Source organism: Mixta mediterraneensis, from assembly GCF_030283135.1.
Taxonomy (GTDB): domain Bacteria; phylum Pseudomonadota; class Gammaproteobacteria; order Enterobacterales; family Enterobacteriaceae; genus Pantoea; species Pantoea mediterraneensis.
This window is the reverse complement of sequence record NZ_JASUAZ010000016.1, coordinates 1-24,180: the sequence shown is the minus strand read 5'-3', so window position 1 is coordinate 24,180 and position 24,180 is coordinate 1. Positions and strand designations below refer to the sequence as shown.

23 protein-coding genes and 1 pseudogene are annotated in these 24,180 nt (G+C 52.8%); 10 read left to right on the top strand and 14 right to left on the bottom strand.

The features are described 5' to 3' along the window. The first annotated feature begins 57 nt into the window (after positions 1-57). Entirely contained in the window at positions 58-3,177 is a 3,120-nt protein-coding gene (gene acrD / locus QRY16_RS11595) for a multidrug efflux RND transporter permease AcrD (RefSeq protein ID WP_289776668.1), read from the top strand. Positions 3,178-3,270: 93 nt separating this feature from the next. Here the strand turns inward: acrD and ypfM are convergent, their stop codons facing one another. Continuing rightward, positions 3,271-3,330: a protein YpfM gene (gene ypfM, locus QRY16_RS22220; RefSeq protein WP_419776126.1), complete on the bottom strand. Its 60-nt coding sequence runs from the start codon at positions 3,328-3,330 to the stop codon at positions 3,271-3,273. A 381-nt stretch (positions 3,331-3,711) separates the two neighbouring features. On the opposite strand from ypfM, the gene QRY16_RS11590 reads away from it, so the two are divergent. Genes QRY16_RS11590 through QRY16_RS11580 form a run of 3 tightly spaced genes read left to right on the top strand, consistent with a single transcriptional unit; the run spans position 3,712 to position 5,421 of the window. Further along, positions 3,712-4,080: an ArsC family reductase gene (locus QRY16_RS11590; protein ID WP_193404703.1), complete on the top strand. Its 369-nt coding sequence runs from the start codon at positions 3,712-3,714 to the stop codon at positions 4,078-4,080. Position 4,081: 1 nt separating this feature from the next. Continuing rightward, positions 4,082-5,209, top strand: coding sequence for a succinyl-diaminopimelate desuccinylase (dapE, locus tag QRY16_RS11585; protein WP_289776667.1), 1,128 nt, complete (start codon positions 4,082-4,084; stop codon positions 5,207-5,209). A gap of 23 nt (positions 5,210-5,232) precedes the next feature. Next, on the top strand, positions 5,233-5,421 hold the full coding sequence (locus QRY16_RS11580) for a YpfN family protein (protein WP_289776666.1): 189 nt from the start codon (positions 5,233-5,235) through the stop codon (positions 5,419-5,421). A 63-nt stretch (positions 5,422-5,484) separates the two neighbouring features. On the opposite strand, the gene QRY16_RS11575 is transcribed toward QRY16_RS11580, so the two are convergent. The 5 genes from QRY16_RS11575 to dapA form a co-directional block, all read right to left on the bottom strand. Beyond that, a complete protein-coding gene (locus tag QRY16_RS11575) occupies positions 5,485-7,476 on the bottom strand; it encodes a tRNA(Met) cytidine acetyltransferase TmcA (protein ID WP_289776665.1) in 1,992 nt (663 codons plus the stop codon). Beyond that, a complete protein-coding gene (gene ypfJ, locus QRY16_RS11570; protein WP_193404636.1) occupies positions 7,473-8,339 on the bottom strand; it encodes a KPN_02809 family neutral zinc metallopeptidase in 867 nt (288 codons plus the stop codon). Before ypfJ ends, QRY16_RS11575 begins: the two co-directional genes overlap by 4 nt. A 133-nt stretch (positions 8,340-8,472) precedes the next feature. After that, entirely contained in the window at positions 8,473-9,186 is a 714-nt protein-coding gene (purC, locus tag QRY16_RS11565; RefSeq protein WP_193404635.1) for a phosphoribosylaminoimidazolesuccinocarboxamide synthase, read from the bottom strand. A gap of 144 nt (positions 9,187-9,330) precedes the next feature. Further along, positions 9,331-10,362, bottom strand: coding sequence for an outer membrane protein assembly factor BamC (gene bamC, locus QRY16_RS11560; protein WP_193404634.1), 1,032 nt, complete (start codon positions 10,360-10,362; stop codon positions 9,331-9,333). A 14-nt stretch (positions 10,363-10,376) separates the two neighbouring features. Continuing rightward, positions 10,377-11,255 carry a 4-hydroxy-tetrahydrodipicolinate synthase gene (gene dapA / locus QRY16_RS11555; protein WP_289776664.1) on the bottom strand — a complete coding sequence of 293 codons (879 nt, stop codon included), beginning with the start codon at positions 11,253-11,255 and terminating at the stop codon, positions 10,377-10,379. A 143-nt stretch (positions 11,256-11,398) separates the two neighbouring features. On the opposite strand from dapA, the gene QRY16_RS11550 reads away from it, so the two are divergent. Continuing rightward, positions 11,399-11,980, top strand: coding sequence for a glycine cleavage system transcriptional repressor (locus QRY16_RS11550; protein WP_419776124.1), 582 nt, complete (start codon positions 11,399-11,401; stop codon positions 11,978-11,980). Positions 11,981-12,138: 158 nt separating this feature from the next. Continuing rightward, entirely contained in the window at positions 12,139-12,606 is a 468-nt protein-coding gene (gene bcp / locus QRY16_RS11545; RefSeq protein WP_193404631.1) for a thioredoxin-dependent thiol peroxidase, read from the top strand. Positions 12,607-12,707: 101 nt separating this feature from the next. On the opposite strand, the gene QRY16_RS11540 is transcribed toward bcp, so the two are convergent. Next, a complete protein-coding gene (locus QRY16_RS11540) occupies positions 12,708-13,316 on the bottom strand; it encodes a DsrE family protein (protein WP_289776663.1) in 609 nt (202 codons plus the stop codon). Between the two features lie 20 nt (positions 13,317-13,336). Continuing rightward, positions 13,337-13,942 (bottom strand): DsrE family protein, encoded by a 606-nt coding sequence (locus QRY16_RS11535; protein ID WP_289776662.1) that lies wholly within the window; start codon positions 13,940-13,942, stop codon positions 13,337-13,339. A 740-nt stretch (positions 13,943-14,682) separates the two neighbouring features. On the opposite strand from QRY16_RS11535, the gene bepA reads away from it, so the two are divergent. Both bepA and arsC read left to right on the top strand, forming a co-directional pair. Next, positions 14,683-16,146, top strand: coding sequence for a beta-barrel assembly-enhancing protease (bepA, locus tag QRY16_RS11530; RefSeq protein ID WP_289776661.1), 1,464 nt, complete (start codon positions 14,683-14,685; stop codon positions 16,144-16,146). 5 nt (positions 16,147-16,151) lie between these two features. Then, positions 16,152-16,499 (top strand): arsenate reductase (glutaredoxin), encoded by a 348-nt coding sequence (gene arsC, locus QRY16_RS11525; RefSeq protein ID WP_193404628.1) that lies wholly within the window; start codon positions 16,152-16,154, stop codon positions 16,497-16,499. On the opposite strand, the gene hda is transcribed toward arsC, so the two are convergent. The 3 genes from hda to upp form a co-directional block, all read right to left on the bottom strand. Next, the gene (gene hda, locus QRY16_RS11520; RefSeq protein WP_202987387.1) at positions 16,496-17,197 is read right to left on the bottom strand and encodes a DnaA inactivator Hda; all 702 of its coding nucleotides are present in this window, start codon (positions 17,195-17,197) and stop codon (positions 16,496-16,498) included. The genes arsC and hda overlap by 4 nt on opposite strands. A 95-nt stretch (positions 17,198-17,292) precedes the next feature. After that, positions 17,293-18,576 (bottom strand): uracil permease, encoded by a 1,284-nt coding sequence (gene uraA, locus QRY16_RS11515; RefSeq protein WP_289776716.1) that lies wholly within the window; start codon positions 18,574-18,576, stop codon positions 17,293-17,295. A gap of 70 nt (positions 18,577-18,646) precedes the next feature. Then, the gene (gene upp / locus QRY16_RS11510) at positions 18,647-19,273 is read right to left on the bottom strand and encodes a uracil phosphoribosyltransferase (protein ID WP_289776660.1); all 627 of its coding nucleotides are present in this window, start codon (positions 19,271-19,273) and stop codon (positions 18,647-18,649) included. A 228-nt stretch (positions 19,274-19,501) separates the two neighbouring features. On the opposite strand from upp, the gene purM reads away from it, so the two are divergent. Both purM and purN read left to right on the top strand, forming a co-directional pair. Beyond that, positions 19,502-20,542, top strand: a complete 1,041-nt coding sequence (gene purM / locus QRY16_RS11505; RefSeq protein WP_289776659.1) for a phosphoribosylformylglycinamidine cyclo-ligase — start codon at positions 19,502-19,504, stop codon at positions 20,540-20,542. Then, complete coding sequence (purN, locus tag QRY16_RS11500) at positions 20,539-21,177, top strand: phosphoribosylglycinamide formyltransferase (protein WP_193404624.1); 639 nt, start codon at positions 20,539-20,541, stop codon at positions 21,175-21,177. The genes purM and purN overlap by 4 nt, the downstream gene beginning before the upstream one ends. Before the next feature lie 40 nt (positions 21,178-21,217). On the opposite strand, the gene pstB is transcribed toward purN, so the two are convergent. The 3 genes and pseudogenes from pstB to QRY16_RS11485 all read right to left on the bottom strand — a co-directional run. Further along, complete coding sequence (gene pstB, locus QRY16_RS11495; RefSeq protein WP_193404623.1) at positions 21,218-21,985, bottom strand: phosphate ABC transporter ATP-binding protein PstB; 768 nt, start codon at positions 21,983-21,985, stop codon at positions 21,218-21,220. A gap of 12 nt (positions 21,986-21,997) precedes the next feature. Further along, positions 21,998-23,632 carry a phosphate ABC transporter permease PstA gene (pstA, locus tag QRY16_RS11490; protein WP_289776658.1) on the bottom strand — a complete coding sequence of 545 codons (1,635 nt, stop codon included), beginning with the start codon at positions 23,630-23,632 and terminating at the stop codon, positions 21,998-22,000. Next, positions 23,629-24,063 (bottom strand): annotated as a pseudogene (locus tag QRY16_RS11485) (ABC transporter permease subunit); the annotation flags it as partial. The gene pstA and the pseudogene QRY16_RS11485, both read right to left, overlap by 4 nt. Positions 24,064-24,180 lie beyond the last annotated feature (117 nt).

The window sequence follows — 24,180 nt, the reverse complement described above, 5'->3', positions numbered from 1 at the left end:
TGGTTGAGAAGCCATTTCCATAATAATGATGATACCCTGCTGAGGAGTGTCGATTCGATGTCGAATTTTTTTATCGACCGCCCCATTTTTGCCTGGGTTCTGGCGATTTTATTGTGCCTGTGCGGCACGCTTGCCATTATCGCTTTACCGATTGAGCAATACCCCGACCTGGCTCCTCCCAATGTCCGTATTACCGCTAATTATCCCGGCGCCTCCGCCGAAACGCTGGAGAACACCGTAACCCAGGTGATCGAGCAGAACATGACCGGCATTGATAATCTGATGTACATGTCCTCGAACAGCAGCAATATTGGCCAGGCACGCATCACCCTGACCTTTACCGCCGGAACCGATCCCGATGAGGCCCGTCAGCAGGTGCAAAATCAGCTGCAATCTGCGCTGCGTAAATTGCCACAGGCCGTTCAGTCACAGGGTGTGACGGTCACTAAAACCGGCGACAGTAATATTTTGATGGTCGCTTTTGTCTCAACTGACGGCAGCATGGACAAGCAGGATATTGCAGATTATGTCGCCAGTAACATTCAGGACCCGCTGAGTCGGGTAGACGGTGTGGGAGAAGTGGATGCTTATGGCTCGCAATATGCGATGCGCATCTGGCTTGATCCCAATAAATTGATTGCTTATGCACTCACCACCGATGACGTGGTAAGCGCCATCGAATCGCAAAATGCGCAGGTGGCGGTAGGCCAGGTGGGCGGCTTGCCTTCAGTGGATAAGCAAGCCCTGAACGCCACGGTGAATGCGCAATCGATGCTGCAAACACCCGAGCAGTTCAAGGCTATCACCTTAAAAAATAATCCCGATGGATCGGTGGTGACGCTGGGAGATGTCTCAGACGTAGCGCCAGGCGCAGAGAAATACGATTACCTTAGCCGCTATAATGGTCAACCCGCTTCTGGCCTGGGCGTGAAACTTGCCTCTGGTGCCAATGAGATGAACACCGACCAGCTGGTGCGCGCCCGTATAGAAGAGCTGTCGCACTATTTTCCCCACGGGCTGGAAGCCAAAGCCGCCTATGAAACCACGCCGTTCGTTAAAGCCTCCATTAAAGATGTGGTGAAAACCTTACTGGAAGCGATCGTACTGGTCTTTGGCGTGATGTATCTGTTTATGCAGAACTTCCGCGCCACCCTGATCCCGACCATTGCCGTTCCGGTGGTATTGTTTGGTACCTTCAGCGTGTTGTACGCCTGTGGTTTTAGTATCAATACATTAACCATGTTTGCCATGGTCCTGGCAATTGGTCTGCTGGTCGATGATGCCATCGTGGTGGTGGAAAACGTTGAGCGCATCATGAGTGAGGAGGGATTATCGCCTCGTGCCGCCACGCGAAAATCGATGGGGCAAATTCAGGGCGCGCTGGTCGGTATTGCGCTGGTGCTGTCGGCAGTATTTGTACCAATGGCGTTTTTTGGCGGCACCGTAGGCGCTATCTATCGTCAGTTTTCAATCACCATCGTTTCGGCGATGGTATTGTCGGTTTTGGTGGCGATGATCCTGACGCCCGCCTTGTGCGCCACATTGTTAAAGCCCATCCCACAGGGGCATCATCATGGGCGGCGCGGCTTTTTTGGCTGGTTCAACCGCCATTTCAACCGCAATGCTGAACGCTATGAACGCGGCGTTGCCCGCATTTTGTTGAAAGGCGGCCGCTGGCTGTTGCTTTATCTCGCTATTATTGGCGTGATGGCGCTTCTGTTTATTAAGCTGCCTTCTTCATTTCTGCCGCTGGAAGATCGCGGCGTGTTCCTGACCCAGGTGCAATTACCGGCAGGCTCAACGTTGCAGCAAACCTCACGGGTGGTGGCTAAAGTTGAGAATTACTACATGACGCAAGAAAAGGACAACGTATTGTCCGTGTTTTCAACCATCGGCGCTGGCCCTGGCGGAAATGGACAAAACGTTGCGCGTCTGTTTGTACGGTTAAAAGCGTGGGAAGATCGCCCAGGCGCGGATCGCACCTCGTTTGCCATCATTGAACGCGCCACCAAAGCATTCCAGAAAATCAAAGAAGGCCGGGTAATTGCCAGCAGTCCACCAGCCATTACCGGCATGGGCAGCTCATCCGGCTTTGATCTACAGTTGCAGGATCATGCGGGCATCGGTCATACCCAACTGATGGCAATGCGTGACAAGTTGCTGGAAATGGCCGACAACGATAAATCACTGTCGCGCGTGCGCCACAACGGTTTGGATGACAGTCCGCAGTTACAGATTGATATTGATGATCGCAAAGCGCAGGCACTGGGGGTTTCGATTGATACGATCAACGACACCCTTACCACCGCGTGGGGTTCAACCTACGTTAATGATTTTCTCGACCGCGGGCGCGTTAAAAAAGTGTATGTCCAGGCTGCGCCTGAATTCCGCATGCTGCCCAATGATCTCAATAAATGGTATGTCCGCAACAGCAGTGGCAGCATGGTGCCCTTCTCTGCCTTCGCCACCAGCCGCTGGGAAACCGGCTCACCGCGGCTTGAACGTTATAACGGCTACGCATCGCTGGAGATCGTCGGTGAAGCCGCGTCGGGTGTCAGCAGCGGCAAAGCTATGGATGAGATGGAAAAACTGGTTAACGCACTCCCGCTGGGTGTGGGCTTTCAATGGACCGGCGCTTCCTATCAGGAACGCCTTTCCGGCTCACAAGCGCCTGCGCTGTACGCCATCTCGCTACTGGTCGTATTTTTGTGTCTGGCTGCGCTGTATGAAAGCTGGTCGATTCCCTTCTCGGTCATGCTGGTGGTGCCGCTTGGCGTGATCGGGGCGCTAATCGCAACCTGGATGCGTGGATTGGAAAATGATGTTTATTTCCAGGTCGGACTGTTAACCGTGGTGGGCCTGTCGGCCAAAAACGCCATCCTGATTGTTGAGTTCGCCAACGAAATCAACAGTAAAGGAGGTGAGCTGACCGAATCGACGCTGGAAGCATCACGTCAGCGTCTGCGTCCTATTTTGATGACTTCGCTGGCCTTTATCTTTGGCGTGTTGCCAATGGCCATCAGTTCAGGCGCCGGTTCCGGCAGCCAGCACGCGGTAGGAACCGGCGTAGTGGGTGGGATGATCTCAGCCACCCTGTTAGCGATATTTTTCGTGCCGCTATTTTTCGTTGTCGTACGTCGCCGCTTTCCGCTGCGCGAAAAACCGCAGGGTGAATAAATTAAAAGGCAGCCATTTTTCCTGGCTGCCTTTTTTCTGTGTGTGGTAAGAATTCCAGCAAGCAGGGAAATGCCCTGCTTTTCTCTTCACGTGTTACTTGCGTAACATCGCTTCGATAAACTCTTTCCAGTTTCCCATTTCAATATCAATCATAAAGCCCTCTCTTATTGTGCTGGCAATTTTACGCTTCTTTTTTTGCCAGGTGAATACGTTTACACCTGCTATGACTATCGGCGCTGGTCATTAAAAGCTTTATTTTTTAATTTGTTTAGGGATGGACATTTTAGCAACCTGCTAAATTAACAGGGTTTAATGCATTTTTCGTTCAGTGGTAGGCTAAAAACTCACGCTGGACGCATTCTGAAAAAAGCCTGCTAAGGAAAGATACGGGTATAGCGAAAAGTGAAATCGCTTACGTCGTGCTGACGTTACTCAAATTAACCCTTAGTGCGTTTTTTCTCAGTAACAGGTGTGATGCCGCAACAGATCACACTATGTTAAACTCGCGCTTTATTTTTATGACGGGATGAAGTGATGACAGCGCACTGGATGATGTTTGGGATAAAGAACTGCGACACGATTAAAAAAGCCCGCCGCTTTTTAGAAGCCGCCCACATCGACTATCGCTTTCACGATTACCGCGCGGATGGGCTGAGTGCTGAATGCTTGCAGCAGTTCATCGACGCGCTGGGCTACCAAAATTTACTGAACACACGCGGCACCACCTGGCGCAAGTTGTCAGAGGCTGAACGCGAAGCTATTACCGATGCGGACAGCGCCAAAACGCTAATGCTGGCGCAACCGGCTATGATCAAGCGTCCGCTGTTGCGTGCGCCAGATGGAACGCTGCTGTCCGGCTTTAGTGAAACCACTTACCAGAACTTTATTCAGGAGAAGTCATAACATGTTTTGTCCGGTCATTGAGCTGACGCAGCAGCTTATTCGACGTCCTTCTCTCAGCCCCGATGATGCCGGATGCCAGGCGCTGCTGATCGCGCGTCTGGAAGCTATCGGTTTCCATATTGAATCAATGAACATCGACGATACCCTGAACTTCTGGGCCACACGCGGCCAGGGCGAAACGCTGGCATTTGCTGGCCATACCGACGTAGTACCACCGGGCGATGCCAACCGCTGGATCAACCCGCCGTTTGAACCAACCATTCGTGACGGTATGTTGTTTGGTCGCGGTGCGGCAGACATGAAAGGATCGCTGGCGGCGATGGTAGTGGCAGCCGAGCGTTTTGTTGCCGCGCATCCACATCATCAAGGCCGTCTGGCATTTCTCATTACCTCTGACGAAGAAGCCAGCGCGACCAACGGTACGGTAAAGGTGGTTGAACGTCTGTTGGCGCGTAATGAACGACTGGATTACTGCCTGGTGGGCGAACCGTCCAGCACTGAGGTTGTTGGTGATGTCGTAAAAAATGGCCGTCGCGGCTCAATCACCGCCAACCTGACCCTGCATGGCGTACAGGGCCACGTCGCCTATCCACACCTGGCCGATAACCCGGTACATCGCGCCATGCCAGCGCTAAACGAACTGGTGGCAACGGAATGGGATCGCGGCAATGAATTTTTTCCCCCAACCAGCATGCAGATTGCCAACGTACAGGCCGGTACAGGCAGCAATAATGTGATCCCTGGTGAGCTGTTTGTGCAGTTTAATTTCCGTTTTAGCACCGAATCGACTGATACCACGCTTCGCCAGCGCGTCACGGAACTGCTCGATCGCCATCAGTTACGTTACACCATTGAATGGAAATTATCGGGTCAGCCATTCCTGACTTCGCGCGGCAAGCTGGTTGATGCCGTGATCAACGCGGTCGCACACTATAATGAGATCAAACCGCAGTTGCTCACTACCGGTGGAACATCGGATGGCCGGTTTATTGCGCGTATGGGCGCGCAGGTAGTGGAACTGGGTCCGGTAAATGCCACCATTCATAAAATCAATGAGTGCGTGAAGGCATCGGATCTGCAAATGCTAAGCCGGATGTATCAACGCATCATGGAACAATTGATCGCCTGATCGCGGTCATAAGGAGCGGGCAAATGGCGTTTATTAAAGATTACTGGTGGATCCTGGTGATCCTGCTGATGGTAGGTGTGCTCATCAATGTCTACAAAGATCTGAAGCGCATCGATCACAAAAAATACATGGATAATAAGCCGGATCTGCCGCCGCATCGTGATTTCAATGATAAGTGGGACGATGACGACGACTGGCCAAAGAAAAAATGAGTTAACGCGGCCCTTGCCATGGCGAGGGCCGTTTTACATCAGCAGCCGGTGACGTCCGGCGCCTCACCGAAATGGCTGGCGCAGGATGGTAGCTCGCTCACTGTCCAGCGCTTCAAGCGCGGCTGCAGCCTGCTGGCGTAACGCAGTAATGATCGCCTTGCGTCCGCTCAATCCCGCCTGCTTCGCCAGCAAGGTTAATTCGTCAGATGCGTCGACAGCAGCGCGCAGCAGCGGAACCGGCTGATCTGTTGCCCTTAATAACCGCTTTAAAACCGGCAGACTGGCTTCAAAGGGTCGCAACGCCCAGGCAAACCCCGCGGCCAGTTGTGCATCGTATGCCGTAAACTCTTGTTCATCTGCGGGTAAATCTGCGGATGATAATGTCAGTTTTATATCAATAAACTGCCGTAAAACTGGCCAGTCGCGCGCCAGCTGTTGTGCCGCCGCCTTTTGTAAGCGCTGCCCGGCAGGCGTAATGGCGCATATCGCCATCGCCGCGTAGCAGCCGCTGCTGGCCTCACGCTGGCTACCAATGCGCACCAGCGTAAAGCCGCAGGCGCGCCAGAAATGCCAAAGCGCGTCGGTATAACCAAAGCTAACGGAAAAGAAGTCGCATTGCGGTTCGGCAGCGCGTGCGGCATTAATCAGCGCTAACCCGATGCCCTGACGGCGGCATTCGGCGGCCACCGCAATACGGGTGATGCGCAAAGAACGCAGCATGGCGGCGTCCTTAAATCCGCTGTGTGCTACTAATGACTGCGCCACCAGATTACCACGCGGCCTTCGCCGACCCGCCCAGACCGCCTGCGCCAGATCGGCCGGTAAATTCCCCTCTTCCACCAGCCACAGTGCGCCTTTTAAACCCGGTACGTCACCAGCCAGCCACAGATGCATACCGGGAGCATCAAATAAGCGCCGTAAATCCAGTGGCGAAGTGCGGTAGTGCGCGCTGGTCAGTAAGCGATACGCCGCCTCAGGCGGGGCGGGATTGTCAGCCCAGTCAGCAATATCAAACCGTTGAATCAGGGTATCGCTGCTAGCCGGCGCAGGCAGCGCATCCTCAAAAATCAGCGCCTGATTTAGCCATTTTTCAAGCGGATCGGCACGTGACCAGCGCAACGGTTCATCCAGAGTGAAACAGGTCACCTGGGGCAGCTCAGCGCAAAACTTCAGCATAAAGCCCCGCCCGGTGCCCTCGTAGCCTTGTACCGTGGTGGACAGTAAGACACGTGGAAAACGCGCGACCAGCGCATGCAGCAGCGGCGCGGGAATAGCGGCGGCTTCATCAACAATCAGCCAGTCAACATCCGGTGTTATCACCTGTTCGAGAATGGCATCGGGCGCCATAAAGTGATAATGCTCGCCGGCGAAACGCGCTAATACCTCAGTGGAGACTTTTGCCGGGGCGGTGATCAGACAGCGTGTATTTTGCTTAGCCAGCATCCCTGCAAGCGCTGATTTCCCGCGTCCGCGCGCAGCGGTTATTACCGCCACACCCCTGGGCTGATGCAGTAATTGCGAAAGTATGGCGTGCTGTTGCAACGGCGCCTGGCATTGCCAGGCGGGCAACGGTGGTAAGGGGGGAATGTGGCATGGATCGCCCTGACGATGCAGCAATATTTGCTCGTCAGCATTAATCCGTTGCTGAAGATGCCAGATAAAATGTGGCGTTGAAATCGGCTCGGCCACGTCGGCCCAGCGCAGGCTATCGGCATCCGGCTTTTGTGGCCAGTCGTCCCAGGCTGGCACCAGCAATAACAGCCAGCTCCCCGCTTTCAATGTCCCGGCAAGCGCGGCAAAGGCTTCTGCATGAAACCCGTGTCGTGCGTCAAAGATTGCGTGGAGAAATTCCCGTCCCAGCAAAGTGCGCAGCGCACCAGGCGGACAATAGGGGGTAGAAAACAGCGGCGACTCGCTGATACACAGCCAGTCGCCAGTTAGCTCGTCAATCCATTTTTGCGCGCTTAGCTGACACCAGCTCGCTTCACCGCTGATAATACACAGCCGTCGCACACCCGCCTGCTGCATCTGGCGGCTGATATTTTCACGCGTCATCCGTTACGGGCAAACGTATTGCACTGACCCGGATTACCGCTGTCAAAACCACGCTTAAACCAGGTATAACGCTGTTGAGACGTGCCGTGAGTAAAGCTGTCCGGTACGACGCGGCCCTGGCTTTTTTGCTGCAAACGATCGTCTCCAATCGCTTCCGCCGCGTTCAGTGCTTCCTGCAAGTCACCCACTTCGAGCACGTGTTGCTGCTCCATATAATGGCCCCATACGCCAGCAAAGCAATCGGCCTGCAGTTCCATTTTCACGGACAGTTGATTAACCTGGGTCTGATTTGCGTTCTGCTGCATTTCACGCACTTTCGGTTCGATGCCGAGCAGTTTCTGCACGTGATGCCCGACCTCATGCGCAATCACATATCCCTGTGCAAAATCGCCATCCGCGCCAAGCTTGTTTTTCATCTCATCATAAAAGGAGAGATCGATATACACCGTTTGGTCAGCGGGGCAATAGAACGGTCCCATGACTGATTGCCCGGTGCCACAGCCAGTACGCGTCGCGCCGCGATACATCACCAGCTTTGGCGGAACATATTGCTTGTTCATCTGCTGGAACAGGTTGCCCCAGGTGTCTTCGGTGGTGGCGAGGATTACGGAGGTAAATTTTGCCGCCTCGTCCTGATTACTGTTGATACTGCGCTGTTGTTGCTGGCTGGCTGGCGTAACTTGTTCACCCGTTAACAAAGCCGTCAGGTCATAGCCGTAATAACCTGCCACCGCAACGATAATCAGTAGCACGATGCCGCCCTTGCCCCGTGGTAAACGGATCTGACGTCCGGTCCCATAACCCGACGACTGATCGCGTCGATCTTCTACGTTGTCGCTTTCGCGACGTCCTTGCCAGCGCATGGCTTCACTCCATTTTGTGTTTTGCCTGGATGGCATGATTTTAGTTGCACGCCGGGGTAATCACCAGCTTTACGCCAAAATGAAAGGAGAGCCGAAGCTCTCCTTTCTACACATCAGGTCGTGCGCCAGCCACTCAGTCGAGTTTCACACCCAGACGTTGCGCAACCGCTTCATAAGCTTCGATCAGGCCGCCAAGACTTTGACGAAAGCGGTCTTTGTCCATTTTGTCCATGGTCTCTTTGTCCCACAGGCGTGCGCCATCCGGGGAAAACTCGTCACCCAGCGTCACTTCACCGTTAAACAAACCAAACTCCAGTTTGAAATCGACCAGGATCAGGCCCGCGTCATCAAACAGTTTGCTCAGTACCTCGTTGGCCTTGAAAGTCAGCTGTTGCATGCGTGCCAGATTCTCTTTGCTCACCCAGCCAAAGGTTTCGCAATAAGATTCGTTGACCATCGGGTCATGTTTGGCGTCATCTTTGAGGAAAAGATCGAACAGCGGGGGATTAAGCACCATACCCTCTTCCACACCCAGACGCTTGACCAGTGAGCCGGCCGCACGGTTACGCACTACGCACTCAACCGGTACCATATCCAGCTTCTTCACCAGCGCTTCGTTATCAGAAAGCAGTGCTTCCATCTGCGTCGGAATACCCGCTTCCTGCAGTTTGGTCATAATGAAATGGTTGAATTTATTGTTTACCATTCCTTTACGATCAAACTGTTCGATTCGGGCGCCATCACCTGCTGACGTATCGTTGCGGAATTCGAGTACCAGCAAATCCGGATTGTCGGTGCTGTATACGGTTTTCGCTTTACCGCGATACAACTCAGCTCGCTTTTGCATCTTGTTAACTCCAGACATGAAATAACGGGTGTTCAACGGCTTGAGCCGCTGCGGCGATTGCGTCTACGCAATCGTTTACTTCGCCGCGCGCTATTATGCCAAAAACAAAATAAAAAGGCCGGAGAATCTCCGGCCTGGGGCAATTTATTTGTTCAGCGCGCCCTGGAACACAGCCACCAGCGCATCATTTTGCGACTGGGTCAGCACATGCCCTTTGGGATCGATAAACTGCAGGCTGCTGCGGTTATCCAGATCGCCGACCTGCACTTTGTAATCACCGTTTGGCAGTTCAGGATCTTTGGCACCTATTTCATCCCATGTACCGCTGCCCGGTGCTTTATAGGTCACGTTCAGGCTGCCCTGCGAGCGGTTGCTGTCCGTAACCTCCATGCCTACACGTTTCATGGCGCCTGGCAGTCGTTGCCATGCCACATTAAACGGGGTACGCAGAACCAGCATTGGCAAGCCGGTATCATCGGCGCCGCTTTGTACATCAATAGTGCCATTGACACGACCTGCTGCAGCGCTTTCACTGGCGGTGTCGATCTTATCCATACCAGTGCTAATATCATTCAGCATCTGGGCGGTATAGCGCTGGATCTGAACCGGTGAAGTAACGGTTTTGCCTGTCTGCTGCAGCTCAAGCAGACGCACGGTCAATACCTGCTGATAGCTTTGCGACTGCACGCTTATCTGATACCGGCCACGATACTGGTTATCTTCATCCGCACGATTCCACTGCACCCAATCCGTAGTCAGCTCCTGGCCTGCATCGTTACGCGACGCAATCGGGAATTTGTAGGACTGCACTACATTAACCACTTGCGACCAGACTGAGCCATGGCTGTTTTCAATCATTAGCGCGCCGGTATTGTTGCTGAACTGGGCACGCGTGCCGTTCATCAGCGCCAGAGGCTGCGCCGGTGGACGGATGTCAAGTTGTTTACCGACCGGTGCATTGCTGGCGGTGCGGGGAACATCGTAATCACCACGCTGTACCGGCAGGATCATACCGGCTGGCGCTTTAAGTTCGTGCAATTCACTGGCTTTCAGATAGGATTCATCACCACTGACCTGACGCTTATAACGCTGATCGCTCGAACATGCCGACAACAGCATCAGCGTGGAAAGCCCCACCACTGTGGCAACTGTTGACCGCTTAACTGAATAATTCATTCATTCTCCCTAAATTATCGCAAACCCGCTTTAACCAGCGCCTGCTCTACCTTTGGCTGGCTTGCTGCTGTCAGTGGCGTCATCGGCAGACGCAGCGTGTCGTTAGCGATTAATCCTAACTGCTTCGCAGCCCATTTTACCGCAATAGGATTGGGTTCACAGAAAAGCGTCTGGTGCAGGTGCATCAGACGCTGATTCAACTGGCGCGCTTCGGCGAAATTGCCCTGCTGTGCCAGCGCGCACAATTCAACCATCTCGCGTGCAGCGACGTTCGCTGTCACAGAAATGACGCCTTTGCCGCCCAGTTGCATGAAGTCCAGCGCGGTAGCATCGTCACCGCTGACCAGGATGAATTCATCATCAACCAGCTCTTGGATCTGATTAACCCGCGATAAGTTCCCCGTGGCCTCTTTGATTCCGATAATATTTTTGATTTCAGCAAGGCGCGCTACGGTTTCCGGCAGCATGTCACAACCGGTACGCGCCGGCACGTTATACAGCATCTGCGGCAGGCTGGTGCTTTCGGCGATAGCTTTGAAATGCTGATACAATCCTTCCTGCGTTGGACGGTTGTAGTACGGCGTGACGGTCAGGCATCCGACCACCCCGGAATTTTCGAAGCGTTTGGTGAGAGAGATACCTTCAGCGGTGGCATTGGCACCCGTTCCGGCGATGACCGGAATCCGTCCGTCAGCCAGTTCCAGCGTCTGTAGCACCACATCGCCATGTTCATCATGGCTCAGCGTGGCTGATTCGCCGGTCGTGCCAACAGAAACAATCGCTGCGGTTCCGCTGGCGACATGATAATCAATCAGTTTTTTCAGACTCGCACGGCAGACATTACCTTTGTCATCCATCGGCGTGATGAGTGCAACAATACTTCCCGTAAACATTGGCGATCCCCTCGACAAACAAGTGCTTCATGGTACGTTTTACGCTTAGTGAAAAGCAAGCAAGCCACGCCATTCCCGCGCTTGTCAGCAGTTTTTTTTATGTTTACCTTATGGTTATTAGCGAATGCACAGGAAATCCCATTTTGCCGCAATCTCAGCCCCACCATTTGGTCATCACCGCGCTGGGTGTTGACCGTCCGGGTATCGTCAATACGATTACCCGCCATGTCAGCAGCTGCGGTTGCAACATTGAAGACAGCCGACTTGCCATGCTGGGGGATGAATTCACTTTTATTATGCTGCTGTCTGGTAGCTGGAACGCCATTACGCTGATCGAATCGACGCTGCCATTGAAAGGTGCCGAGCTGGAATTATTGATCGTAATGAAACGCACCAATGCCAGAGCGCGCCCCCCTATGCCCGATACCGCCCTGGTGCAGGTAGAAGTCCCCGATTCGCCACATATCATTGAACGCTTTACCGATTTAATCGATAAACATCAGATGAACATTGCTGAGCTGGTTTCGCGCATCACCCCTGCTCAACACAATCAGCCCCCCACGCTCTATATTCAAATGACTGCCCACAGCCCAACGCGTAACGAAGGCGGGCCTTTTGAGCAGGCTTTTAATGCGCTCTGTCAGGAATTGAATGCCCAAGGTACACTGCGTCTTTATAGTCTGTCGGACAGAGACAGCGTCGAGCAGATAGCCTCCTCGCGCTAACTGTATTGCGCGCGTGGTAAACCGGAGCTATTTCTCTGCGTTGCTGCATAACGATGAAAAGCTATGCGGTGAAATACCCCTGATGGTAATTTTCCATTTGGCAGTTACGCGCCGGATGGTGTATTACCCACAGCATGATTAAAAAATGGAGAGATGTGATGAATCCACTGAAAGCCGGAGATCCCGCACCGAAGTTTAGCCTGCCCGATCAGGACGGCGAACAGGTCAATTTGACTGACTTCCAGGGACAGCGTGTGTTGGTGTACTTCTACCCGAAGGCGATGACGCCAGGTTGCACCGTGCAGGCTTGTGGTCTGCGTGACAATATGGATAAGTTGAAAATGGCCGGTGTAGAGGTACTGGGTATCAGTACCGATAAGCCCGAAAAGCTGTCACGCTTTATCGAGAAAGAGTTGCTGAATTTCACCTTGCTGTCTGATGAAAATCATCAGGTGAGCGAGCAGTTCGGCATTTGGGGCGAGAAAACCTTCATGGGCAAAACCTATGATGGCATTCACCGTATCAGCTTTTTGATTGATGCGAATGGCAAAATCGAAAAAGTTTTCGACGATTTTAAAACCTCGAATCACCATGACATCGTGCTGGATTACGTTCAGTCTGCCTGATCTCCCCAGGGCGCGGCGATCCTCACTGCTGCGCCCTGTTTTTTAACGACAGGGCGCAGGGAATCAGCGCTAAAAGCAGCTGAGATGGCATTGTTAAGGCGTTACAACATCAGGAAGGCATAACCTTCATTTTGTAGCGTCGCAACGGTGGTTCCGCTGGAAATAGTATGCGTCACCATCGGATCAATCCATTCACGCTCAAGGTGGTGGAAAGCGACTGACTGATCGCAGATTGATACCTGAACCCCGGCTTTTTTCAGCTCGCCGATCAGTTTCAGGTTTGGATTATCCACGCCGTATGCTTTGCGGAATTGATCGTTACTCAGTGCGGCAGGCACCGCATCGCTATTAATTGATACCACAAATTTCAGCTGATCAAGCGGCACGCCTGCAGCGTAATAAAGGTTCGTTACGCGTGCAACACGTTCCAGCCCCAGATTAGGTCGACGGATATCGCCTTCGCTGCGGTTAATCTGGAAAACGATTTTATTACTCAAACCTGCCACCGTGCCGGTTTTAAAAGCTGGCGTATCGACATAATGTATTTTGCCGAATCCCTCAATTGCAGGTGTGCTCCAAAAATCAGCGGGTTCCGTTTTATTCTCTGTAAACTTACCGCTAACTTTATCCATTAACTGTGGAAACTGTAAAACGTTACCACCAATAAATCCGGCTACGGCTGCCACTACAATATACGCTGCTGGACGCATCGCTTATTCTCCTGTTTAAATTACATTAGCAACCATGCATAACCCTGATTTTGCAGGGTTGATACCGTGGTCAGGCTGGAAAGCGCATGGATTACCGATTTATCAATCCAGTTTTTGGGATAATGATGAAATGCCACAGCCTGATCGCATACCGACACTTTCACGCCGATCTTATTTAGCTCGCTGATTAACTTCAGATTGGGATTATCAGTGCCGTAAAGCTGTTTGAAATGGGTGTTGTCCAGCATCGCAGGCGTTGCTTTGCCATTTACCGAGACGACAAACTGCAATTGATCGGCAGGAATACCGGAAGCTATATACAGATTCACCACACGCGCCACACGCTTCAGTCCGGTATTAGGCGCGGTCATCGCGCCATCGCTGTGGTTGATCTGGAAAACCACTTTATTGCTTAAACCCACCACCGGTTTAAACGCCGCATCTGCTTCGTAATGTATTTTCCCGTAACCTTCTACCGCAGGCGTACTCCAGAAATCGTCTGGATATTCAGGCGCAGCAGTTAAATGCCGAACGACTTTGTCATATATCACAACAATTTGCGTTACGCCCGCGCCAACGGCACCGCCAATAATGGCGATAAGTGCATAAGATACAGCAGAACGCATAACTCCCCTCTCCAGAAAACAACGCGTTTCAGATGTGGCTTATCTATATCACAGCATGACGAACGTGAGCGCACAGGCGAAATAGGCAAAACAGGATTTTAGTTTCTAAAGTTACAGTTAACGGAGGGGATTAAAAAAAATATTAAATGATGTGCTGACCGGACATTTTTTAAAACTGGCTCTTATTCCCGCCGCTTAATAATTATGACTGGTGGTTTATCTCATCTTTATAAGTCCACTCATTAATGCTTTTTTATTTGTCGCTTACGCCGCCACGATAAAAAAATGTGATTAAACCAAAGCGTGAGAATGAACAAATTCCGTTATTTTTTCGGAGTAAACCTGGAAAAAATCATGCCACCTTCAATTTTTTTGAGCGAATTTACATAACTTTAATTAGGAGCTATTTTCCTTTCGGTTAAAATCCCACAGGGTTTCTCCCTGTTAACAGAGTTTATAAAATAAGCGATCAGACACGCCTTAATATTTCCCTTGAAACGCTGGCTTACTGGCGCAATATGGCGTGTGTTTAGCTTTGGTTGAGGTTGGCGAGATATTCAATTTTTTGCTGCAAGCGCCCCTGGTTTGCTACAAATACCAGCATCCCGGGGCAGTAAACCCCATTTCTTTCCTGTCGGGCTGTGGTTAAGATAAGCGCGACGCGTTATGACTGCCGAAAAAAACAGAACATTGCTGCTGCGCACCTGTCCAATTTCAGGTCTTCTCTACAGGATTACGTCATGTTGAACCGGTTAACGAAAACATTGCTCGCCGCGCTTATTCCTACGCTGATCGTGACCAGCATGGCATCTGTCAGAGCCGATGTCAGTGATTCGCTGCCTGACATTGGCACGACCGCCGGATCGACACTCTCCATTAATCAGGAACTACAGATGGGCGATTTTTACGTGCGCCAGCTGCGCGCCAGTGCCCCTCTGATTAACGATCCCCTGTTAAATCAGTACATTAATCAACTCGGTCAGCGGCTGGTATCGCACGCAGATGCAGTAAAAACGCCCTTTCACTTTTTCCTGATTCAAAATGATGAGCTAAATGCTTTTGCTTTCTTCGGCGGAAATGTGGTGCTGCACGCCTCGCTGTTTCGCTTTACAGATAATGAAAGCCAGTTGGCTTCCGTGATGGCGCACGAAATCTCTCACGTTACTCAACGTCACTTAGCGCGCGCGATGGAAGATCAAAAACGTAATGCGCCCCTGACCTGGGTAGGTGCGTTGGGCTCGATTCTGTTAGCAATGGCGAATCCGCAAGCCGGAATGGCAGCGCTAACCGGCACGCTGGCAGGCTCGCAACAGGGGATTATCAGTTTTACCCAGGGCAACGAGCAGGAGGCCGATCGCATCGGCATTCATGTATTGCAACGCGCTGGCTTCGATCCACAAGCGATGCCTGACTTCCTGCAAAAGCTGGCGGATCAAACCCGCTTCTCCTCTAAACCGCCAGAAATTTTGCTAACCCACCCGCTGCCTGATAGCCGTCTGGCCGACGCACGTAATCGCGCCAACCAGATGCGGCCTGTGGTCGTGCAGTCTTCTCAAGACTTTTATATGGCAAAGGTACGCTCGCTGGGAATGTATCCTACCGGGCGCAATCAACTGACCGGGGAGTTGCTCGACCAGTATGCTAACGGCAATGCGCGAGAGCAACTGGCCGCGAAATACGGCAAAGCGGTGCAATTTTTACAGGCGAAAGATTTTGCTGCTGCGAAAAAAATCATCGCCCCATTGCTGGCGAAACAGCCCGGCAACGTTTGGTTGCTAGATATTATGTCGGACATTGATATTGGGCTGAATCAACCGCAGCAGGCAATAATCATGCTGAATAACGCCAGCGGAGCAAAAAACAGTCCGGTGGTGCAGCTTAACCTTGCTAACGCTTACGTCGAAGCGAAACAACCCGCCAACGCCAGCCGCATTCTTAACCGTTATACCTGGACGAATAAAGATGACCCAAATGGCTGGGATTTACTGGCGCAGGCATCGGCACAACAGGGTTTGAGTGATGAAGAACTGTCGGCGCGCGCTGAAAGCCTGGCCCTGAATGGCCAGCTCGATCAGGCGATTTCCGCATTGAGCAGAGCCAGCGCGCAGGTGCCGCTCGGCAGCCTGAAGCAGGCGCGTTACGATGCTCGCATCGACCAGTTACGTCAGTTACAACAACGTTTTAAGCAGTATCAAAAAGGATAACGATTATGGTGACCATTTATCACAACCCGCGCTGCAGTAAGAGTCGCGAAACGCTGGCGCTGTTAAAAGAGCAAGGTATTGAACCAGACGTGGTGCTTTATCTGGAAACCCCGCCAGACCGCGAAACACTGCAAATTTTGCTGAAAAAACTCGGCATGACCAGCGCACGTCAGCTGATGCGTACAAAAGAGGAGATGTACAAAACATTAGCGCTTAGCGAAAGCGATAAAAGTGAAAGCGCGTTGATCGCGGCGCTGGTTGAGCACCCCAGACTGATTGAACGTCCGATTGTGATCAATGGCGAGCAGGCACAGCTGGGGCGACCGCCAGAAGCGGTGCTGAAGATCCTTTAAAGGCCAAGCGTCTCTTTCACAAAGGGAATGGTGAGTTTGCGCTGGGCGCTGATGGAAGCGCGATCAAGGCGATCCAGCGTTTCAAACAGCGTACGCATTTCACGATCGAGTCGCTTAAGCAGAAAGCGGCCCACATCTTCTGGCAGTTCAAATCCACGTAATCCGGCTCGCAGCTGTAACGCCTGTAGTTTGTCTTCGTCAGAAAGCGGCTGTAAACGGTAGATTTGTCCCCAGTCAAGGCGCGAAGCCAAATCGGGAAGTTGCAAATTGAGTTGACGTGGCGGCCGGTCGCCGGTAATCAGCAGGCGCGTATTACCCGTTTCCAGAATGCGATTATAGAGATCAAAAATCGCCATCTCCCATTCGGCTTCACCCGCAATGCACTCGATGTTGTCAATACACACCAGAGCCAGCTGTTCCATGCCATCTAACACTTCTGGCACAAACCAGGTGCGCTTATCCAGCGGTACATAGCCGACCGCTTCACCGCGAGCCGACATTTCGGCGCATGCGGCGTGCAGCAGATGGCTGCGCCCTCCGCCTTCGCGTGACCAGAAATAGAGATAGCTGCCATGATGTTGACTGAGTGCACCTTTTAACGCGGCAATCAGCGACGGGTTTTCCCCCGGCCAGAAGCTGGCAAAGGTTTCGTCGTCAGGTAAATAAAGTGGCAATGACAATTGTGCCGGCGTGTTCAGAAGCACCTCAGCAAGCGAACAAGCTAAAAAACCGGGGCAGTCTACCACAGTTTTTAAAAAGAGATGAATGAGGCTTCCCTGCCCCGATGTTGACCTTAATGGCTGCCTTTTTCTTCGGTATCCAGCACTACTTCTTCCGGGCGCAGCAGTGAGATAACACGAAAGATTAATGCCAGCCCAATGCCAACAAGGGTTGCCAGCGCCATACCTTTCAGTTCTGCTGCACCGAGGTGTATTTTTGCGCCGCTCACGCCAATGATCAGGATAACGGACGTCAGGATCAGATTTTGCGCTTTGTTGTAATCCACTTTAGATTCGATCAGCACACGAATACCTGAAGCTCCGATTACGCCATACAGCAGTAACGATACCCCGCCCATCACCGGCACCGGTATTGCCTGAATGACAGCCGCCAGTTTGCCGACGCAGGAAAGCAGAATGGCAAAAATCGCCGCGCCGCCAATCACCCATGTACTGTAAACGCGGGTAATCGCCATCACACCGATATTCTCACCATAGGTCGTGTTCGGCGTTGAACCAAAAAAGCCGGAAATCATCGTCGATAAGCCGTTAGCAAACATTGAACGATGCAGGCCTGGATCGCGAATTAAATCCTTCTTCACGATATTTGCTGTCACTACCAGGTGTCCAACATGCTCGGCAATCACCACCAGCGCGGCAGGCAGAATGGTCAGCATCGCCACCCATTCAAAGCGCGGGGTATAAAACGTTGGCAGCGCAAACCACGGCGCATTATAGACGCCGCTCCAGTCAACAATACCCATAAAGAACGAGAGCCCGTAGCCGACCAACACTCCAATCAGGATAGGAATAATGGCGAGAAAGCCCCGAAACAGCACCGAACCAAATACCGTGACCGCCAGCGTGACGAGAGAAATGATCACTGTTTTGCTGTCTGGCGAACTGCCTTCGGCAGGCAGCAAACCAGCCATATTTGCCGCCACGCCCGCCAGCTCCAGGCCGATAACCGCGACAATTGCTCCCATCGCCGCTGGCGGAAACATCACGTCGATCCAGCCGGTGCCGGCTTTTTTTACGATCAGCGCGACGATGCAAAACAGCAGGCCGCAGAGAATAAAACCGCCCAGCGCCACTTCATAACCCAGCGGTAACAGCAACAGCACCGGCGAAATAAAGGCAAAGCTCGAACCCAGATAGGCCGGAATTTTGCCTTTACAGATGAAAAGGTATAACAGTGTGCCGATACCATTAAACAGCAATACCGTGGCCGGATTAATGTGAAATAAAATCGGCACCAGGACAGTTGCACCAAACATGGCGAACAGATGTTGCAGGCTGAGTGGAATGGTTTGCAGTAGCGGCGGTCGTTCGCTAACGCCAATGGCGCGACGAGTCATCATGTATCCCCTTGAGATGTGTGGTGCTTTTTTGTCAAAAAAAAGCCGACTCTCTGGTCGGCTATTCACTTTATTTGGTTCCGAAAATCTTGTCTCCGGCGTCGCCCAGACCCGGAATGATGTAGCCTTTTTCGTTCAGGCCCTGATCGACAGAGGCGGTATACAGCTCAACGTCAGGATGGGCTTTTTCCAGGGCGGCAATACCCTCCGGCGCAGCCACTAACACCAGCACTTTAATGCTGTTGCAACCCGCTTTTTTCAGCAGGTCGATGGTAGCAATCATCGAACCACCGGTTGCTAACATTGGATCAACCACCAGCGCTAAGCGCTCTTCAATATTAGAGGCCAGCTTCTGGAAATAGGGCACCGGCTCCAGCGTCTCTTCATCACGATACACGCCAACTACGCTAATACGCGCGCTCGGAACATGTTCCAGTACGCCTTCCATCATGCCAAGGCCGGCACGCAGAATAGGTACAACGGTGATTTTTTTGCCTTTGATTTGATCGACCTGCACCGGGCCGTTCCAGCCCTCAATGGTAACGCTTTCGGTTTCCAGATCGGCGGTGGCTTCATAGGTCAGCAGGCTGCCGACTTCTGAGGCCAGCTCACGGAAACGCTTCGTGCTGACATCATGCTCACGCATCAGACCCAGTTTATGTTTGACCAGCGGGTGTTTGACTTCCACGATCTTCATTGGTGTTCTCCCGGAATGAGTTGAGCTAAAAAAAATCGCGGGATTATACCGCCTTTTCGGCTTTGCGCCATATGTCCTTGCACTGGTCGGTAATTTTTGCCGCGACAAATTAAGGATTGATGAAAATCGCATGGCGCGCAATCTGAGGCTCGCAAACGTTTACCTGCGCTGGTAGAATTGCCGCGCTTTATTTTAACCACCAACCGCAACTCGCGTGGGGACCTCGCAGTGACCGACAAGACCTCTCTCAGCTACAAAGACGCCGGTGTTGATATTGATGCTGGTAACGCTCTGGTTGACCGTATTAAAGGCGTAGTGAAAAAAACGCGTCGCCCGGAAGTTATGGGTGGCCTGGGCGGTTTCGGTGCGCTTTGTGCGTTGCCGCAGAAATACCGCGAACCCGTGCTGGTCTCCGGCACCGACGGCGTGGGCACTAAGCTACGTCTGGCGATGGATCTGAAGCACCACGATGCTATTGGCGTTGATCTGGTGGCGATGTGTGTCAACGATCTGGTGGTGCAAGGGGCTGAACCTTTATTCTTCCTGGATTACTATGCAACCGGCAAGCTGGACGTTGAAACCGCGTCTGCGGTGATCACCGGTATCGCCGAAGGATGTCTACAGTCGGGCTGTGCGCTGGTGGGCGGTGAAACCGCTGAAATGCCGGGCATGTATCACGGCGAAGATTATGACGTTGCGGGTTTCTGTGTCGGCGTGGTTGAGAAGTCCGAAATTATCGACGGCAGCAAAGTGCAGGACGGCGATGTACTGATTGCACTCGGCTCAAGCGGCCCGCACTCCAACGGTTATTCGCTGGTGCGTAAGATCCTTGACGTCAGTAACACCGATCCGCTGACTGAACAGCTGGACGGTAAACCGCTGGCCGATCATCTGCTTGAACCTACCCGTATTTACGTGAAAAACATCCTTAGCCTGATCGCGCAAATTGACGTCCATGCTATTGCGCACCTGACCGGTGGCGGCTTCTGGGAAAATATCCCACGCGTACTGCCTGATAATACCCAAGCCGTGATTGACGAGAAAAGCTGGCAATGGCCTTCGGTGTTCAACTGGATGCAGCAGGCAGGCAATGTCAGCCGTCACCAAATGTATCGCACCTTTAACTGCGGCGTGGGCATGGTGATTGCGCTGAGTCCGGCGGATGCTGACAAAGCGGTTGAGCTGATGAGCGCAGCCGGTGAAAAAGCGTGGAAAATCGGCGTGATTAAAGCGTCTGACGCCGAAGAGCGTGTGGTTATTCAGGCATGAAGAAACTGGTTGTACTGATTTCCGGCAGCGGAACCAACCTTCAGTCCATCCTTGACGCCTGCGCAAGCGGGCGCATTCATGGCCGTGTCGCTGCTGTGTTCAGCAATAAAGCGTCTGCCTATGGTTTAACCCGTGCCCAGCAAGCTGGCGTGCCGACCCTGTCGTTAGCCGCCAGCAATTTTGCCGATCGCGAAGCTTTTGATCGCCAGCTGATTGCCGAAATCGACGCGTATGCGCCGGATCTGGTGGTGCTGGCCGGTTATATGCGCATCCTGAGCAGCGCTTTTGTTGCGCGCTATCACGATCGTTTACTGAATATCCACCCTTCCCTGCTGCCGAAATATCCTGGCCTGCATACCCATCGTCAGGCGCTGGAGAACGGCGATACCGAACACGGCACGTCAGTGCATTTCGTTACCGATGAGTTGGACGGTGGCCCGGTTATTCTACAGGCGCGGGTGCCGGTGCTTGCCGGAGACAGCGAGGAAGCGATTACCGGGCGCGTACAGCAGCAAGAACATGTTATTTACCCGCAGGTCATTAACTGGTTTATTGAAGGACGACTCGTGATGCGTGACGGCAAAGCCTGGCTGGATGGCAAGCCGTTGCCGCCACAAGGCTGCGATCGCGCCTGATTTTCCAGGGAGAAGCGCACGCTTCTCCTTTATTGCTTCCTTAACCGTAGCGCCCGGTAATGTAATCTTCAGTACGACGTACCTGCGGCGTGGTAAAAATCCGGTCGGTTTCATCAAACTCTATCACCGCTCCATTGTGCATAAACGCGGTGTAATTCGACACGCGCGACGCCTGCTGCATATTGTGCGTCACCAGCACCAGCGTGAAGTGCTGCCTGAGCGTGGTCATCAGCTCTTCAATCACCAGCGTGGAGATCGGATCCAGCGCCGAGGTTGGTTCATCCAGCAATAATACTTCCGGCTCGATAGCGATAGCCCTGGCGATCACCAGGCGCTGCTGCTGACCAGTTGAAAGCGCCAACGCATTCTGCCCCAACTGATCTTTCACTTCGCTCCACAGCGCTGCGGCGCGCAGCGCACGCTCACAGGCTTCATTCAGCACCCGCTTATCACGCACGCCCTGTAAGCGCAGGCCATAAACCACATTTTCGTAAATGGATTTTGGAAACGGATTTGGCCGCTGAAACACCATACCGACGCGACGGCGTAGCGCGGACAGATCCTGATTCGGATGCATAATGTCTTGTTGATCGAGCAGCACTTCGCCTTCGATACGGCAATTATCGATCACATCGTTCATGCGATTAAAACAGCGTAGCAGTGTCGATTTGCCACAGCCCGAAGGTCCGATAAGGGCCGTGATACGATTTTTCGGCACCTGCAACGAGATACCTTGCAGTGCCTGACGCTCGCCGTACCACAGAGAGAGTTGATTTACGCTCAGCGCGATGTCAGTTTCGGGCATCATAGACATAACCTGTTATTGAGTCATAAGACGATAGCGCTCGCGCAGGCGGTGACGCAGACCCATCGCCAACAGATTGAGCGACAGAATGATCAGCACCAGCAGCAGCGCGGTGGCAAACACCAGCGGTCGATCGGCTTCAATATTGGGGCTTTGAAACGCTAAATCGTAAATCTGGAAACCCAGGTGCATAAATTTACGATCAAGATGCAGATACGGGAACACCGCATCCGCAGGCAGCTCTGGCACCATTTTCACCACGCCCACCAGCATCAACGGGGCAGTTTCACCGGCAGCGCGCGCTACCGCTAAAATCAAACCGGTCAGCATCGCCGGAATTGCCATGGGTAACACTATCTTCCATAAGGTTTCCGCCTGCGTTGCGCCCAACGCCAAAGAACCCTGACGCAGGCTGTCAGGAATGCGTGATAGCCCCTCTTCCGTGGCGACAATTACCACCGGCAACGTCAGTAAGGCCAGCGTCAGGGCCGCCCATAACAGACCTGGCGTACCAAAGGTCGGATTTGGCAACGCATTGCTATAAAACAGTTGGTCGATTGTGCCGCCCACGCCCCAGACAAAGAAACCCAGACCGAAAACGCCATAAACAATCGACGGCACGCCTGCCAGATTCACAACCGCAATGCGCACCAGCCGCGTTAACGCGTTGCGTCCGGCATATTCATGCAGCCAGACGGCGGCAATCACCCCGAGCGGCATCACCACCACCGACATCAGCAACACCATCAACACGGTGCCAAATATAGCCGGAAACGCCCCGGTTTCGCTTTCGCCGTCAGCGGGAGAATCGCTTACGAAATGCCAGATTTGCTGCAAAAAGTGCAGCACCTTTTCTTTCAGATTAAGCGCGTTAGGTTTCCAGACGTCGATAATTTGCGACAGCGGAATGGCGTGGTCGTTGCCCTGTACATCGCGCAAGATTAAAACGTCTCGCTGGCTTTCATGCTGTAAGCTCGCCAGGGTCGCGCTGAGTTTTTCAAAACGGCGCTGCAACGCAGCCTGATTGGCCTGATATTCTGATTGCGTCTGCAAATCGAACTGTTTTGCCTGGCGTTGCCGCCCGGCCTGCTCTTTCAGCATTTCCAGCTGATTATTGAGCCGCGCCATATCAATCCGACGAATGTGATTTATCTGCCGCACCAGGGCATGCGTCTGCGCCAGACGCTGATGCAGCAGCGCATCGGTGTTCTGCGCAACGAGCACTTCATTGTCTTCACGCAGACCGGCTAACCAGCCATAAGCATTGCCGTGGCTACGGCGCTGCAATAGCAGAATATCTTTGGGTCGGCTCACGTTTGCCGGATCGCGGCTATAAACAACGCGAAAATCCGGCGCATCCCAGTCACGGTTGCCGGTTTTAATCAGGTAACGATTCACCTGATCTGCGCTGTTGCCCTGCTCCCCGGCTGGGGCCGGAAAATGTTTTTGATGTTCAATGGTTTCGCCAAGCAAGCGGCTTTCATGGCCTTCGTGCTGCGTGAAGGTATACAAATCGACAGGCTGTGGCCAAAAAGCGTGCGCGCCTTGCCACGCCAGTAGCGCAATCAGTAATGTGAAGGCCAGCAGGCAAACCGTGACGGCACCGGCAGTCAGCCAGCGCCAGCGGCTGTTTTGTCGCATCGCCGTCATGCTGATGTCTCAGGTTGGCTGTAACGCTGTCGCAGGCGTTGGCGAATCACTTCGGCAATGGTGTTGATCACCAGGGTAAACATCAGCAGCAGTAAAGCGCTCAGAAATAAAATGCGATAATGCGCGCTGCCTGGCGCCGCTTCAGGCATTTCAATCGCGATGTTAGCCGATAAAGCGCGCAGTCCACTGAATAAACCACCTTCGCTTTGCGGCGTATTGCCTGTTGCCATCAACAGGATCATGGTTTCGCCAACTGCACGACCAAAGCCAATCATCAATGCCGCAAAAATACCGGCTGATGCGCCAGGCAATACCACCCGGGTTAAGGTTTGCCACGGCGTCGCGCCTAAAGCCAGCGATCCCTGTCCGAGCAAGGCAGGCACGCTGAACAGTGCATCCTCAGCAAGGGTAAAAATTAGCGGAACGGTAGCACGCCTGCGGCGTGAGCCCGTCTGCTGCGCAGCCGAAGTCCTTTCCACCCTCATCGCCATATTTTATACTGTCTTTCATGTACATACCGCGACCCGCAAAGCTCCTGTTCCAGCACG